The 13,856-nt window shown below is 71.3% G+C and carries 12 protein-coding genes; 9 read left to right on the top strand and 3 right to left on the bottom strand.

Annotated elements, in window-relative coordinates; genetic code table 11:
• The first annotated feature begins 466 nt into the window (after positions 1 to 466).
• The 7 genes from ABZT03_RS33620 (at position 467) to ABZT03_RS33590 (ending at position 8,907) form a co-directional block, all read left to right on the top strand.
• The gene (locus ABZT03_RS33620; protein WP_356046485.1) at positions 467 to 1,690 is read left to right on the top strand and encodes an amidohydrolase; all 1,224 of its coding nucleotides are present in this window, start codon (positions 467 to 469) and stop codon (positions 1,688 to 1,690) included.
• A gap of 278 nt (positions 1,691 to 1,968) precedes the next feature.
• Positions 1,969 to 3,027 carry a BMP family ABC transporter substrate-binding protein gene (locus ABZT03_RS33615; RefSeq protein ID WP_356046474.1) on the top strand — a complete coding sequence of 353 codons (1,059 nt, stop codon included), beginning with the start codon at positions 1,969 to 1,971 and terminating at the stop codon, positions 3,025 to 3,027.
• Positions 3,028 to 3,192: 165 nt separating this feature from the next.
• A complete protein-coding gene (locus ABZT03_RS33610; RefSeq protein ID WP_356046483.1) occupies positions 3,193 to 4,752 on the top strand; it encodes an ABC transporter ATP-binding protein in 1,560 nt (519 codons plus the stop codon).
• Complete coding sequence (locus tag ABZT03_RS33605; RefSeq protein WP_356046472.1) at positions 4,749 to 5,873, top strand: ABC transporter permease; 1,125 nt, start codon at positions 4,749 to 4,751, stop codon at positions 5,871 to 5,873. Before ABZT03_RS33610 ends, ABZT03_RS33605 begins: the two co-directional genes overlap by 4 nt.
• The gene (locus ABZT03_RS33600; RefSeq protein WP_356046470.1) at positions 5,873 to 7,159 is read left to right on the top strand and encodes an ABC transporter permease; all 1,287 of its coding nucleotides are present in this window, start codon (positions 5,873 to 5,875) and stop codon (positions 7,157 to 7,159) included. Before ABZT03_RS33605 ends, ABZT03_RS33600 begins: the two co-directional genes overlap by 1 nt.
• Positions 7,156 to 7,557, top strand: a complete 402-nt coding sequence (locus tag ABZT03_RS33595; RefSeq protein WP_356046468.1) for a cytidine deaminase — start codon at positions 7,156 to 7,158, stop codon at positions 7,555 to 7,557. Before ABZT03_RS33600 ends, ABZT03_RS33595 begins: the two co-directional genes overlap by 4 nt.
• A gap of 66 nt (positions 7,558 to 7,623) precedes the next feature.
• On the top strand, positions 7,624 to 8,907 hold the full coding sequence (locus tag ABZT03_RS33590; protein WP_356046466.1) for a thymidine phosphorylase: 1,284 nt from the start codon (positions 7,624 to 7,626) through the stop codon (positions 8,905 to 8,907).
• Between the two features lie 112 nt (positions 8,908 to 9,019).
• Here the strand turns inward: ABZT03_RS33590 and ABZT03_RS33585 are convergent, their stop codons facing one another.
• Positions 9,020 to 9,940 (bottom strand): AEC family transporter, encoded by a 921-nt coding sequence (locus tag ABZT03_RS33585; RefSeq protein ID WP_356046464.1) that lies wholly within the window; start codon positions 9,938 to 9,940, stop codon positions 9,020 to 9,022.
• Between the two features lie 143 nt (positions 9,941 to 10,083).
• Between ABZT03_RS33585 and ABZT03_RS33580 the strand changes: the two genes are divergently transcribed.
• On the top strand, positions 10,084 to 10,470 hold the full coding sequence (locus ABZT03_RS33580) for an STAS domain-containing protein (protein WP_356046462.1): 387 nt from the start codon (positions 10,084 to 10,086) through the stop codon (positions 10,468 to 10,470).
• Here ABZT03_RS33580 and ABZT03_RS33575 read toward each other — a convergent pair.
• Together ABZT03_RS33575 and ABZT03_RS33570 are read right to left on the bottom strand one after the other, a co-directional pair.
• Positions 10,354 to 11,370 (bottom strand): sigma-70 family RNA polymerase sigma factor, encoded by a 1,017-nt coding sequence (locus ABZT03_RS33575; RefSeq protein WP_356046460.1) that lies wholly within the window; start codon positions 11,368 to 11,370, stop codon positions 10,354 to 10,356. The genes ABZT03_RS33580 and ABZT03_RS33575 overlap by 117 nt on opposite strands.
• A 154-nt stretch (positions 11,371 to 11,524) precedes the next feature.
• Positions 11,525 to 12,802, bottom strand: coding sequence for an MFS transporter (locus ABZT03_RS33570; protein ID WP_356046458.1), 1,278 nt, complete (start codon positions 12,800 to 12,802; stop codon positions 11,525 to 11,527).
• A gap of 63 nt (positions 12,803 to 12,865) precedes the next feature.
• Between ABZT03_RS33570 and ABZT03_RS33565 the strand changes: the two genes are divergently transcribed.
• Positions 12,866 to 13,828 (top strand): LysR substrate-binding domain-containing protein, encoded by a 963-nt coding sequence (locus tag ABZT03_RS33565; protein WP_356046456.1) that lies wholly within the window; start codon positions 12,866 to 12,868, stop codon positions 13,826 to 13,828.
• Positions 13,829 to 13,856: the final 28 nt, after the last annotated feature.

Here is a 13,856-nt window from a genome sequence, read left to right as displayed (position 1 = left end):
GCCCGCGTACTGGATGTACTCGGGTGATGCGACAACGCGGCGAGGTGCCGTGCCGGGCGTCGCGAGCCGGTGAACCTTTCCGGTCACGGCACTAGCGGCGGAGCCGGGTCCTCGGCCGGGTGTTCGACGGGCCCGTACGGAGGCTTCACCGGGCGGGTGCGCCGGGTTCGCCCGGGTGGGGGGCGGGGTTTCCCGGGGCTCCCTGGTCCTGAGGGCCGGGGGCATAAACGGGCGTCCGAAGCGGTTCCGACAGATGAACACGTCGGCGTGGTTCGCGCGGGACGTGGTATGCGTGGAGGAGTGTGGATGGTTTCGCGCTCCACCCGAAGACGGGCGAGTGTACCCATCCCGACCGGTACCTATGCGTCGGGCCGACAGAGTTTCTTCGCCTAACGGGTTGAACTTTTGTTGATCGTGGGTCAGTTGGCCACCCCGGCGTCCTACCCTTCAGAGGGTGAAGCAACTGATGTCCCAAGAGTCCGAGGCCGATCTTCCCGGGGAAGCCGTGCTTCCCGGCGCGCTGAGCGAATCGCTCCGTGCCGAGCTCGTCGCGTTCCGGCGCGACCTGCACATGCACCCGGAACTCGGCAACCAGGAGTTCCGCACCACCGCGGCGATCAAGGCGCGGCTCGAGAAGGCCGGACTGCGGCCCCGCGTACTGGCCGCCGGGACCGGGCTCGTCTGTGACATCGGTGACGTGGACGCGGGGCGGTCCGTGCTCGCCCTGCGCGCCGACATCGACGGCCTGCCCATCCCGGACACGAAGAGCGACTGCGCGTACCGCTCGACCGTGCCGGACCGGGCACACGCCTGCGGACACGACGTGCACACCACCGTGGTGCTGGGCGCCGGCCTCGTGCTGGCCGGCCTGCACAGCCTCGGCCTGCTGCCCCGGCCGGTGCGACTGGTCTTCCAGCCCGCGGAGGAGGTGCTGCCCGGCGGCGCCGCCGACGCCATCGAGGACGGGGTCCTCGCCGGGGTGGGGCGGATCATCGCCGTGCACTGCGACCCCAGGGTGGACGCCGGACGGATCGGGCTCCGCGAGGGTGCGATCACCTCGGCCTGCGACCGGCTGGAGGTGTCCCTCGACGGGCCCGGCGGCCACACCGCCCGGCCGCACCTGACGACCGACCTGGTGACCGCGGCCGCCCGCGTGGCCGTCGACGTGCCCGCGCTCGTCGGGCGGCGCGTGGACACCCGGCACGGCCTCGCCGTGACCTGGGGACGGATCGAGTCGGGCCACGCGCCGAACGTCATCCCGCAGCACGCGGAGCTGTCCGGGACCGTGCGCTGCCTGGACATCGACGCCTGGCGCGAGGCGCCCGACGTGGTCGTGGCGGCCATCGACGAGGTAGCGAACCTGCACGGCGCCAAGTCCGAGATCAACTACGTCCGCGGCGTCCCGCCCGTGGTCAACGACCCGGCCGTCACCGAACTCCTGCGCGAGGCCATGACCGCGCGACGCGGCGCGGCGTCGGTCGAGGGCACCGAGCAGAGCCTCGGCGGCGAGGACTTCTCCTGGTATCTGGAGCGCGTACCCGGCGCCATGGCCCGCCTCGGTGTCCGCCCGCCCGGCGAGCGCACCGTCCGCGACCTCCACCAGGGCGACTTCGACGCCGACGAGTCGGCGATCACGGTAGGAGTGGAACTCTTCACGGCGGCGGCACTGCTGGACGCGGCACAGCGATGACCGGTCGGCCCTCTCCGAGGGCCGACCCGCCGTCCGGCGCAACATACTTGTAAGCCATTCGTGCACTGTTCGCAATCAGCGGCATGGATGAGGAAGGGCCCGAGTTCAGACGCCGTTTGCCTCGAATCGATAACGGCTTATGAAGAGGTCTTTTTCTGACATCTACGCGCGTTACGATGCCGCGAAGCCGACGCCGACGGGGCGTCCTGGCTCGGGCACTGGCATGGTGCTCACATCAGCGCCGACATGGCGCTCAGGTCAGGTGAAGGAGCCTTCCCGTGCGCCGGGTAGCCAAGCTTTCCGCTGCGTGTCTCGCGTCCGCAGCCCTCGCACTGTCTGCCACAGCCTGTGGCAGCACCTCCTCCGACAACTCCAGCTCGTCGTCCTCCTCCTCCGGTGGCGGCAAGGGCGTCAAGATCGGCCTCGCCTTCGACGTGGGCGGCCGTGGTGACCGGTCCTTCAACGACTCCGCCGCGCGCGGAGCCGACAAGGCCAAGGCCGAGTTCGGCGGCTCCATCAAGGAGCTGACCGCCAAGACCTCCGACACCGAGGCCGACCGCGAGCAGCGTCTGACGGACCTCGCCGACGCCGGCTACAACCCGATCGTGGGTGTGGGCTTCTCCTACGCCGCGTCGATGGCCAAGGTCGCCGCGAAGTTCCCGAAGACGAACTTCGGCATCGTCGACTCGGTGGTGGACGTCAAGAACGTCGACAGCATCACCTTCACCGAGGAGCAGGGCTCGTACCTGGCCGGCGTCGCGGCCGCCCTCAAGACCAAGAAGGACCACGTCGGCTTCATCGGCGGCGTCGACACTCCGCTGATCAAGAAGTTCGAGGCGGGCTACGTCCAGGGTGTCAAGGACACGAACCCGAAGGTCAAGGTCGACGTCCAGTACCTGACCCACGGCAGTGACCTCTCCGGCTTCTCCAGCCCCGACAAGGGTTCGGAAGCCGCGCAGGGCATGCTCGACAAGGGCGCCGACGTCATCTACACGGCGGCGGGTTCCTCCGGCAACGGCGCGATCGAGGCCGTCAGCGGCGTCAAGGGCGCCTGGGCCATCGGCGTGGACTCCGACCAGTACAACATCCCGGGTCTGGCCAAGTACAAGAACTCGATCCTGACCTCGATGGTCAAGAACGTCGACACCGGCGTCTACGACTTCATCAAGTCGGTGCACGAGGGCAAGCCGCTGACGGGCACCAACAACTACTCGCTCGCCAAGAACGGCGTCTCGCTGGCCACCAGTGGTGGCTTCATCGACGACATCCAGCCCAAGCTGGACGCGGCCAAGAAGAAGATCGTCGACGGCGACATCAAGGTCAGCACCACCCCGTGACCTGATGGGTCCCGTCGGACCCCGGCTCGGCGAGGGGCCGCTCAGCAGCCCTTCGCCGAGCCGTAACAATGTGTCAACTCTACGCGTGTAGCACGGAGTTGCCGCGCTAGCGTCGCCGACGCCTGCCCTCCCCTACGCAGCCCCTTTCCCCCAGGAGAGTGCGCCATCAACGCGTCCAGCCCTCCCGCTGCCGTCGAACTGCGCGGCATCACCAAACGTTTCCCCGGCGTCGTCGCCAACCGCGACATCGACATCACCGTCGCCGCGGGCACCGTCCACGCCCTGTGCGGCGAGAACGGTGCCGGCAAGTCCACCCTGATGAAGATCCTCTACGGTATGCAGCAGCCGGACGAGGGCACCATCACCGTCAACGGCGACCGGGTCACCCTCAGCAACCCGGCCGACGCCATCGCGCGCGGCATCGGCATGGTGCACCAGCACTTCATGCTCGCCGACAACCTCACCGTCCTGGAGAACGTCGTCCTCGGCGCGGAGAAGCTGCACGGCATCGGAGCCAAGGCGCGTACGAAGGTGAAGGAGATCTCCGACGCGTACGGGCTGAACGTTCGGCCCGACGTCCTGATGGAGGAGCTCGGCGTCGCCGACCGCCAGCGGGTGGAGATCCTCAAGGTCCTCTACCGCGGGGCCAAGACCCTCATCCTCGACGAGCCCACCGCCGTCCTCGTGCCGCAGGAGGTCGACGCCCTCTTCGACAACCTCCGCGAGTTGAAGGCCGAGGGCCTCACCGTCATCTTCATCTCCCACAAACTGGGAGAGGTGCTGTCCGTGGCCGACGAGATCACCGTCATCCGGCGCGGCACCACCGTCGGTACGGTCGAGCCGAGGACCACCACCGCCAAGCAGCTCGCCGAGCTGATGGTCGGCAGCGAACTGCCCACGCCGGAGACCGAGGAGTCCACCGTCACGGACGTCCCGCTGCTGAAGCTGGACGGCCTGCACCTGACCCAGACGGACCTCGACGGCGTCGAGCGGATCATCCTCGACGAGATCTCCTTCACCATCCACAAGGGCGAGGTTCTCGGCATCGCCGGTGTGGAGGGCAACGGCCAGTCCGAGCTGGTCGAGGCGATCATGGGCATCCGCGATCCGGACGCCGGCGTCATCACGCTCGACGACGTGGACATCTCTCACACCCCCACCCGCCGCCGCCGCGAGGCCGGCGTCGGCTACATCCCCGAGGACCGTCACCGCCACGGTCTGCTCCTCGAGGCGCCCCTGTGGGAGAACCGCATCCTGGGCCACGTCACCGAGCGGCCCAACTCGCGCGGGGCACTGCTCGACATCAAGGCCGCCCGTGCCGACACCGAGCGCATCATCGGGGCGTACGACGTCCGCACTCCGGGCATCGAGGTGACGGCCGCGTCGCTGTCCGGCGGCAACCAGCAGAAACTGATCGTCGGCCGGGAGATGAGCCACCGGCCCAAGCTCCTCATCGCCGCCCACCCCACCCGTGGCGTCGATGTCGGCGCGCAGGCCGCGATCTGGGACCACATCCGCGAGGCCCGCCGCGACGGTATGGCCGTCCTGCTGATCTCGGCCGACCTGGACGAGCTGATCGGGCTCTCGGACACGCTGCGGGTGATGTACCGCGGCCGCCTGGTGGCCGACGCCGACCCCGCCACGATCACCCCCGAGGAGCTCGGTTCCGCCATGACCGGCGCGGCCACCGGCCACCTGGAGCACACAGAGGACGACGACCGATGAACAAGCTCACCTCCCGGATCGACAAGGAGCGGCTGCTCCTCGGGATCGCGGCGCCGCTGCTCGCACTCGTCGCCGCGATCGTCGTGACCACCCTGGTGATCCTCGCCACCGGCAAGAACCCTGGCGCGGCCTTCAGCGACATGCTGACCTACGGCTCCGCCAGCGACAGCCAGGTCTACATCCTGAACAAGGCGACGACCTACTACCTGGCGGGCGTCGCGGTGGCCATCGGCTTCCGCATGAACCTGTTCAACATCGGTGTGGACGGCCAGTACCGGCTCGGCGCGTTCTTCGCGGCGGTGCTCGGTGGCGCGCTGACCCTGCCGGGCTTCCTCTCGGTCCCGCTGATGATCCTCTGCGCGATGGGCGTGGGCGCCGTCTGGGCCGGTATCGCCGGTGTCCTCAAGGTGACCCGCGGCGTCAGCGAGGTCATCTCGACGATCATGCTGAACTCCATCGCGACCGCGATCATCGCCTACCTCCTGCAGCCCGGCAAGCTCGCCGAACTGCAGAGCGGCGGCACGGTCGTCTCGACCAAGCCGCTGCCGCAGGACTCGTGGTTCTTCTCGTTCGACACGGGCGCCGCCGGGGTGCTCTGGGGCTTCGTCGTGATCGCGGTGATCGTCGGCGTGGCCTACTGGTTCGTGCTCGGCCGCACGCGCTTCGGCTTCGACCTGCGCACCGTCGGCCAGTCCGAGACGGCTGCCGCGGCGAGTGGTGTCAGCGTCAAGCGGATGATCGCCACCAGCATGCTCATCTCGGGTGCCGTGGCCGGTCTGATCGGCATGCCGACCCTCCTCAACGACAGCCACCAGTTCAGCAACGACTTCCCGTCGGGCATCGGCTTCACCGGCATCGCCATCGCGCTGCTGGGCCGCAACAACCCGGTCGGCATCGCGCTCGGCGCCCTCCTGTGGGGCTTCCTGGAGCGCACCACCAACCACCTGGAGTTCCAGGGGTACGACAAGGAAATCCTGGGCGTCATCCAGGGCGTCATCGTCCTGTGTGTCGTCATCGCCTACGAACTCGTACGCCGCTACGGCCTCAAGCGCCAGCAGCAGCGGGTCGGTGCCGAGCTCGCCGCCCAGGCCGCCCCGACCCAGAAGCAGGAGGTGGCGTGATGACCGCCACGATGACCGACGCGCCGCCGCCCGCGGCGCCCAAGGCGGACACCGCGGGCAAGCGCTCGGGCCGGTCCCTCGGCCAGATCCTCATGATCATCGCGGGTGCGCTGCTGCTCATCGCCGCGGTGCGCGTCATCACCGGCGCCAACCAGCTCACCTCCGAGGGCCAGGTCGGCGCCGCTCTGGGCCTGGCCGTGCCCATCGGTCTCGCCGGTCTCGCCGGCCTGTGGTCCGAGCGGGCCGGTGTGGTCAACATCGGTCTCGAAGGCATGATGATCCTCGGCACCTTCGGCGCCGGCTGGATCGGCTGGCAGTCCAGCCCCTGGCTCGGCCTGCTGTGCGGTGTCGGCTTCGGCGTCCTCGGCGGCCTGGTGCACGCGGTCGCGACCGTCACCTTCGGCGTGGACCACATCGTCTCCGGCGTCGCGATCAACCTGCTCGCCCTCGGCACCACCCAGTACCTCGCCAAGCTGTTCTTCTCGGACGGCAAGGCGGCGGAGGCGGGCGGCAACCCCAAGCAGTCGCCGCCCGTCGACTCCCTCGGCCACGTCACCGTGCCCGGTCTCTCGGACGCGCTGCAGTCGGTCGAGAAGCACCACTGGTTCCTCATCTCCGACCTCGCGGGCATCCTCGGCGGCCTGGTCACCGACGTGTCCGTGGTGACGATCCTGGCCGTGGTGCTGTTCATCGCGAGCTGGTGGCTGCTGTGGCGCACCCCGTTCGGCCTGCGGCTGCGTTCCTGCGGTGAGAACCCGGTCGCAGCGGAGTCGCTCGGCGTGAACGTCTACCGGTACAAGTACGCGGCCGTGGCCGTCTCCGGCGGTCTCGCCGGACTCGGCGGCGCCTTCCTGGCGCTGGTCACCTCGCACATCTACCTGGAGGGCCAGACCGGCGGGCGCGGCTACATCGGTCTCGCCGCGATGATCTTCGGCAACTGGCGGCCCGGGGGACTGGCGATGGGTGCCGGACTCTTCGGCTACTCGGACGCGCTGCAACTGCGCAACGGCGGCGAGACCGTGCACGCGCTGCTTCTCCTGCTGGTCGTCCTGCTCGCGGTGCTCGCCGGCTGGAAGCTGTACCGCAAGGCGCACTGGCAGGCCGGCATCAGCCTCCTCGTCGCCGGGCTCGTCCTGCTCTGGTACCTGTTCACGGACGAGGTGCCGAGCGACTTCGTCGGCGCCACCCCGTACGTCGTCACCCTGCTCGTGCTGTCGCTGTCGGCGCAGCGCCTCAGGATGCCCAAGGCGGACGGCATGCGGTACCGCAAGGGGCAGGGCAAGTGACGCCCCCTCCGGCCGTCGACTGGGACGCCCTGCGGGAGGTGGCCCGGGAGGCCATGGGGCGGGCGTACGCGCCCTACTCGGGCTACCCCGTCGGGGTCGCGGCCCTGGTCGACGACGGGCGCACCGTCTCCGGCTGCAACGTCGAGAACGCGTCGTACGGGCTCGGGCTGTGCGCCGAGTGCGGGCTCGTCTCGGAGCTGCAGCGCAGCGGGGGCGGCCGGCTGACGCACTTCACCTGCGTCGACGGCGAGGGCGCCGTCCTCGTGCCGTGCGGCCGCTGCCGGCAGCTGCTCTACGAGTTCGGCGGCCCCGGCCTGCTGCTGGAGACGCCGGCGGGCATCCTGCCGCTGGCGGAGATGCTGCCGCAGGCCTTCGGGCCCGGGCACCTCACCAGGTAACTCCCCTGCGGCCCCTCCGCTCGACCGGAGGGGCCGCACGGTTTCTGAACGTTCGGAAGGAAAGCCATGGCCATGGACGCCATCTCCGTCATCCGCGCCAAGCGGGACCGCGGTGAGCTCAGCGACGAGCAGATCGACTGGGTCATCGACGCGTACACCCGGGGAGAGGTCGCCGACGAGCAGATGTCCGCGCTCGCGATGGCCATCCTGCTCAACGGCATGAACCGCCGCGAGATCGCCCGCTGGACCGCCGCGATGATCGCCTCCGGCGAGCGCATGGACTTCTCGGCGCTGTCGCGGCCCACCGCCGACAAGCACTCCACGGGCGGCGTCGGCGACAAGATCACCCTCCCGCTGGCGCCGCTGGTCGCCGCCTGCGGCGCGGCCGTCCCGCAGCTGTCGGGCCGCGGCCTCGGCCACACCGGCGGCACGCTCGACAAGCTGGAGTCGATCCCCGGCTGGCGCGCGCTGCTGTCCAACGAGGAGATGCTGCACGTCCTGGACACCACGGGCGCCGTGATCTGCGCGGCGGGCGACGGCCTGGCCCCCGCCGACAAGAAGCTCTACGCGCTGCGCGACGTGACCGGCACGGTCGAGGCGATCCCGCTGATCGCCTCCTCGATCATGTCGAAGAAGATCGCCGAGGGCACCGGTTCCCTGGTCCTCGACGTCAAGGTCGGCACCGGCGCCTTCATGAAGACCATCGAGGACGCGCGCGAGCTGGCCTCGACGATGGTGGGCCTCGGCACCGACCACGGGGTGCGGACGGTCGCGCTGCTCACCGACATGTCCACCCCGCTCGGCCTCACCGCGGGCAACGCGCTGGAGGTCCGCGAGTCGGTGGAGGTCCTGGCCGGCGGCGGCCCCGCCGACGTGGTGGAGCTGACGATCGCCCTGGCCCGCGAGATGCTCGACGCGGCCGGTGTGAAGGACGCCGACCCGGCGAAGGCCCTGGCCGACGGCTCGGCGATGGACGTGTGGCGCCGCATGATCGCGGCCCAGGGCGGCGACCCGGACGCGGCCCTGCCCACGTCGAAGGAGCAGCACGTCATCAAGGCCCCGTCGTCCGGCGTCCTGACCCGGCTGGACGCCTACGGCGTCGGCGTCGCCGCCTGGCGCCTGGGCGCCGGACGCGCCCGCAAGGAGGACCCGGTGCAGGCGGGCGCCGGCGTCGAACTGCACGCCAAGCCGGGCGACGCGGTGACCGCGGGCCAGCCCCTGCTGACCCTGCACACGGACACCCCCGAGCGCTTCGCGTACGCGCTGGAGGCGGTCGAGGGGGCGTACGACATCGCGTCCGCCGGCACGGACTTCACGGCGTCGCCGGTCGTGCTGGAACGCATCGCCTGACCAGGGGTTCTCTCTTTCGGGTGAACGGGATCGGTGGACCGCCACCGGTCCCGTTCGGCATGCTGGGACCGGCGACGCACCGAACTGGGAAGTCCGGCTCCCGGCACCCGCGTCAGCCGAGCAGCGTGGCGACGGCCACCAGCACCGGCACCGACATCACCGTGGACAGCAGGATCGAGTCGCGGGCCAGACGTTCGCCCACGCCGTAGCTCGACGCGTACGTGTAGAGGTTCTGGGCGGCGGGCAGGGCCGAGGTCACCACCACGTCGAGGAGCCGGGCCCCGTGCAGTCCGAAGACGCCGGTCGCCAGCGCCCACGCCACCAGGGGCTGGCCCACCGATTTCAGCGCGACCGAGAGGAACACGGGGTGGCGGTCGGCGCCCCGGCCCGGCATCGTGCTGCCGCACAGCGAGATGCCGAAGGCGAGCAGCACCGCCGGGACCGACATGTTGCCGATCAGCGTCAGCGGATCCATGACCGGCCCCGGAACGCGCACACCGGACGCCGACACCGCGACCCCCGCCAGCGAGCCGACCGCGATCGGGTTGCGCAGGGGCGTCAGCAGCCTCCGCCACAGGGGGCCCTTCCCGCCCCCGGCCGACAGGTCCAGGACCGTCAGCGCCACGGGTGTCACGCCGACCAGCTGGAACAGCAGCACCGGCGCCACCAGGGATGCGTCGCCGAGGACGTACACGGCGATCGGGATGCCCAGGTTGCCGGAGTTGACGTAACCGGAGCACAGCGCGCCGATCGTCGTCCGGCCCACGCCCCAGCCCCGTACGACACCCACCGCGACGAAGACGCCCGCCGCCGCGGCCGTGCTCAGAGCCGTCACCAGTAGGCGGCTGGAGAAGACCACCGACAGGTCGGCCCGGGCGAGCGTGGTGAACAGCAGGGCCGGTGAGGCCACGTGGAAGGCCAGCTTGGTCAGGACCTCACGGCCGTGGTCGCCGAGGTGGCCGCGGCGGCCGATCACATAGCCGACGCCGATGACGACCGCGATGACCGCGAACCCCGTCAGCACCCCCCGCACGGCGTCTCCTCGGCGGGGAGGGCGTCGGGTATCCAGGGCGATGCTGATCCGTGGGGCATGCGGGCAACCCTCCGGCGCGGGAGGGGAGCCGGTCAATGTGATCCTTACCGGGCCCGCCCGGGAGCCGGGACGGGCTCCGTCCGATGAGTTGTGGGCGTCCGGCCGGTCTACCGCTCGTGAACGCCACGACACCCGCCGTACTCGTGCTGGCCGGTCCCGTCACCCGGGACGCGGTCGCGGGGCTGTGCGCGGACCTGCGGGTGCTCGTGGAGGTCACCGGCGCCGGGGTGGTGGTGTGCGACGCCGGTGGGCTCGGGCCACCGGGCCTCGCCGCCGTCGACCTGCTCGCGCGGCTCCAGCTCACCGCCCGGCGGGCCGGCGTACGGCTGCGGCTGCGCGACCCGGACCCCGCGCTACCCGCCCTGCTCGACCTGGTCGGCCTCCGCTTCGAGACGGAGCGGCAGCCCGAACAGCGGGAACCACCGCTGCGTGTCGAGGAAGAAGTGGAACCCGGTGAGCCGGCCGTCTGAGATCTCCAGGACCTGCACCGCCCACGGGGTGAAACCGCCCGCCTCCGGGTCCGGCTTGTACTGGGCGAAGCCCGGCAGGCCGTTGACCTGGACCGGCAGCAGCCGCGAGCCCTCGCAGGCGGCGCCGAGGGTGGTCATGAAACCGGTGATGTCCTGGTGGCCGGTCAGCCACAGGTCGAACGGCGGCATCGTCATGACGGCGTCCTCGTGCAGCAGTGCCGTCAGCGCCGTCATGTCGTAGCCCTCGAAGGCGGCGACGTAGCGATCCAGCAGTTTCTGCTGCTCCTCGTCCAGCGGGTCGGAGACGGCCGCCTCCGCCGCCTTCTCGTGCCGCTCGGCGAGGGTCGCCCGCGCGCGCTGGAGGGCGCTGTTGACCGACGCGACGGAGGTGTCGAGGAGTTCGGCGACCTCGCTCGCCCGCCAGGCCAGCACCTCGCGCAGGATGAGCACCGCCCGCTGCTTGGGCGGGAGTTGCTGGAGGGCCGCCATGAAGGCGAGCCGCACGGACTCCTTGGCGACCGCCGCCTCCGCCGGGTCCTCGACCACCGGCAGGACGCGGGCGTCCGGCATCGGCTCCAGCCAGGTGTGGTCGGGGCGGGGGGAGAGGGCGGCCCGGGCGAGCGGCGTCGACTCCGTGAGGTCCATGGGCCGGGCGCGCTTGTTGCCGGCCGTCAGCATGTCCAGGCAGACGTTGGTCGCGATGCGGTAGAGCCAGGAGCGCAGGCTGGAGCGGCCCTCGAACCTGTCGTAGCTGCGCCAGGCGCGGACCATCGTGTCCTGCACCGCGTCCTCGGCCTCGAAGGACGAGCCGAGCATCCGGTAGCAGTAGCCGGTCAGCTCGGTCCGGTGCTTCTCCAGCCGGACGTCCAGGTCCGTCGTCGTCGCCGTGCCGTCGGTCATCGTCCACCCACCCCTGTGGCCGTTCCTTCGCGGGTGCGCGTCATCGCGCTCTCGCACTTCGGAAGCTACCGCAGGTGACTGACAATGGCGTCCCGAGCTGGGAAAGCCGCAGGTCAGAAGCGTGCCGTGGTACCTGTCCCGCGGATTCCGGCCGTCAGTGCGCGGGCACCGGCCGCCGCGCCGCGACCCGCGCCGCCCGCGAGCCGAGCACGGTGATCGTCACGACGCCCAGGACCGCCAGCACGCCGACGCCCACCGTTGCGGCCCAGCCACCCGCGTGGAAGGCCAGAGCGCCCACCGTGCTGCCGGCGCTGGAGCCGATGTAGTACGCGGACTGGTACAGGGCGGACGCCTGCGCGCGGCCGTGCGTCGCCGTCCTGCTGACCGCCGAGGACGCCACCGCGTGGCCCGCGAAGAAACCGGCGGTGATCAGGACCAGGCCGAGCAGGACCGTCGCGAGGGAGTCCGCCAGGGACAGCAGCAGGCCCGCCGCCGTGGTGCCGCCGGCCAGGTACAGGGCTCCGCGCCGGCCGAGGCGGCCCACCAGCCGGCCCGCGGTGGACGCCGACACCGTGCCGACCAGGTAGACGAGGAAGATCGAGCCGACGATGCCCTGCGGCAGGCCGAAGGGGGCCTCGGTCAGCCGGTAGCCGATCACCGTGTAGACCCCGCCGAACACCGTCATGAACAGGGCGCCGATCGCGTACAGCCGGCGCAGCAGCGGGTCGGACAGGTGGTCGCGGACGGTGCCGGCCAGGACCCGCGGGCGCAGGGAGCCCGGCGTGAAGTGCCTCGGAGCCGGCAGGAGCACCCGGAACGCCACCGCGCAGCCCACCGCGATCGCCCCGACCGCACCGACCGCGATCCGCCAGCCCCACTCCTGCGCGACCCAGCCAGTGATGACCCGGCCGCTCATCCCGCCGACGCTGTTGCCCGCGACGAACAGGCCGATCGCCGTGACCAGCGCCTTCGGCCTGACCTCCTCCGCGAGGTAGGCGGTCGCCGACGCGGGCAGGCCGGCCAGCGCGGCCCCCTGCAGGGCGCGCAGGGCGACCAGCGCGGTCAGCGAGGGGGCGAAGGGGACCAGCACGCCGACGGCCGCCGCGACCACGAGCGAGGCCGTCATGACCGTACGGCGTCCGTACCGTTCCGACAGGGCGCTCATCGGGAGGACGAACACCGCGAGGCCGCCCGTGGCCGCCGCCACCGTCCAGCTCGCCTCGCTCGCCGCCACCCCGAACTCGCCGGAGATCAGCGGCAGCAGGGCCTGGGTGGAGTAGAGCAGCGCGAAGGTCGCGACACCGGCGAGGAAGAGGGCGAGGCTCATCCGGCGGTAGCCGGGGCCGCCCGGGCTCAGGCGGGTGTCGGTGACGGCAGGGACAACGGCAGCGGCGTCCACGACGGTGGACGCCCCGGTACTGGCGGGAGACATGCCTCGAAGCTACGTACGGGCCCGCTCATCCGTCCAATGCACGGAATCGCCATAATCGTTCCCATGGTGCATCAGCAGAGGTCACAGCCCCGCCTGTCACGGTCCGGTGACACAGAAGACACCGACGGCCTCGTCACCCTGCTCGCGCCGCGGCTCGCCCACTTCGCGGGCGTCGCCCGCACCGAGCACGTCACGCGCGCCGCGCAGGAGATGCGGGTCCCGCAGTCCACCCTGTCCCGGGCGATGGTCCGGCTCGAACAGGACCTCGGGATCGACCTGTTCGCCCGCCGCGGCCGGACGCTGTCGCTGACCCCCGCCGGGCGCACCTTCCTCGTCTCCGTCGAACGCGCCCTCGCCGAGATCGGACGCGCCGCCGACGAGGTGCGCGCCGACGCCGACCCGGCCACCGGCAAGGTCGCCTTCGGCTTCCTGCACACCATGGGCTCCGAGACGGTCCCCGGCCTCATCCGCGCCTTCCGCGCCGACCATCCCCGGGTCCGCTTCAGCCTGGTCCAGAACCACGGGGAGGCGATGCTGGAGGGCCTGCGGGCGGGCGAACTCGACCTGTGCCTCACCTCGCCCGTGCCGGACGCGCCCGACCTCGTCGGCCGCCGCCTCGACGAGCAGAAGCTGCGCCTGGTCGTCCCCGCCGACCACCGGCTCGCCGCCCGCAGACGCGTCCGGCTCGCCGAGGCCGCCGAGGAGACCTTCGTGACCCTGGAACCCGGCTACGGCCTGCGCCGCATCACCGACGACCTGTGCGGGGAGGCCGGCTTCCAGCCCCGGGTCGCCTTCGAGGGGGAGGAGGCCGAGACCCTGCGCGGGCTGGTGGCCGCCGGACTGGGCGTCGCGCTGCTGCCTCCGCCCGCCGTCCCCCGCCCGGGCGTGGTGGAGCTGACGGTCACCGCTCCGCGGGCGGTACGGGAGATCGGCGTCGCCTGGCTCGACGGGCACCCGGACACCGCCCCGGTCGCCGCCTTCAAGAGGTTCCTCCTCTCCCGACGCGGCAACCTGCTCCCCACCTGAACCCCGTGCGCGGTCGGCCCCGCCGCGC

The sequence above is a fragment of the Streptomyces sp. NPDC005574 genome (assembly GCF_040605435.1).
Lineage (GTDB): Bacteria > Actinomycetota > Actinomycetes > Streptomycetales > Streptomycetaceae > Streptomyces.
This window is presented reverse-complemented; position numbering and strand designations above follow the sequence as displayed.

What these genes read in the sequence shown, in the direction of transcription:
- ABZT03_RS33620 (WP_356046485.1), top strand. Translation starts at nt 467, where the DNA reads ATGTCCCAAGAGTCCGAGGCCGATCTTCCCGGGGAAGCCGTGCTTCCC.
- ABZT03_RS33605 (WP_356046472.1), top strand. Translation starts at nt 4,749, where the DNA reads ATGAACAAGCTCACCTCCCGGATCGACAAGGAGCGGCTGCTCCTCGGG.
- ABZT03_RS33600 (WP_356046470.1), top strand. Translation starts at nt 5,873, where the DNA reads ATGACCGCCACGATGACCGACGCGCCGCCGCCCGCGGCGCCCAAGGCG.
- ABZT03_RS33590 (WP_356046466.1), top strand. Translation starts at nt 7,624, where the DNA reads ATGGCCATGGACGCCATCTCCGTCATCCGCGCCAAGCGGGACCGCGGT.
- ABZT03_RS33580 (WP_356046462.1), top strand. Translation starts at nt 10,084, where the DNA reads ATGAGTTGTGGGCGTCCGGCCGGTCTACCGCTCGTGAACGCCACGACA.
- ABZT03_RS33575 (WP_356046460.1), bottom strand. Translation starts at nt 11,370, where the DNA reads ATGACCGACGGCACGGCGACGACGACGGACCTGGACGTCCGGCTGGAG.
- ABZT03_RS33570 (WP_356046458.1), bottom strand. Translation starts at nt 12,802, where the DNA reads ATGTCTCCCGCCAGTACCGGGGCGTCCACCGTCGTGGACGCCGCTGCC.
- ABZT03_RS33565 (WP_356046456.1), top strand. Translation starts at nt 12,866, where the DNA reads ATGGTGCATCAGCAGAGGTCACAGCCCCGCCTGTCACGGTCCGGTGAC.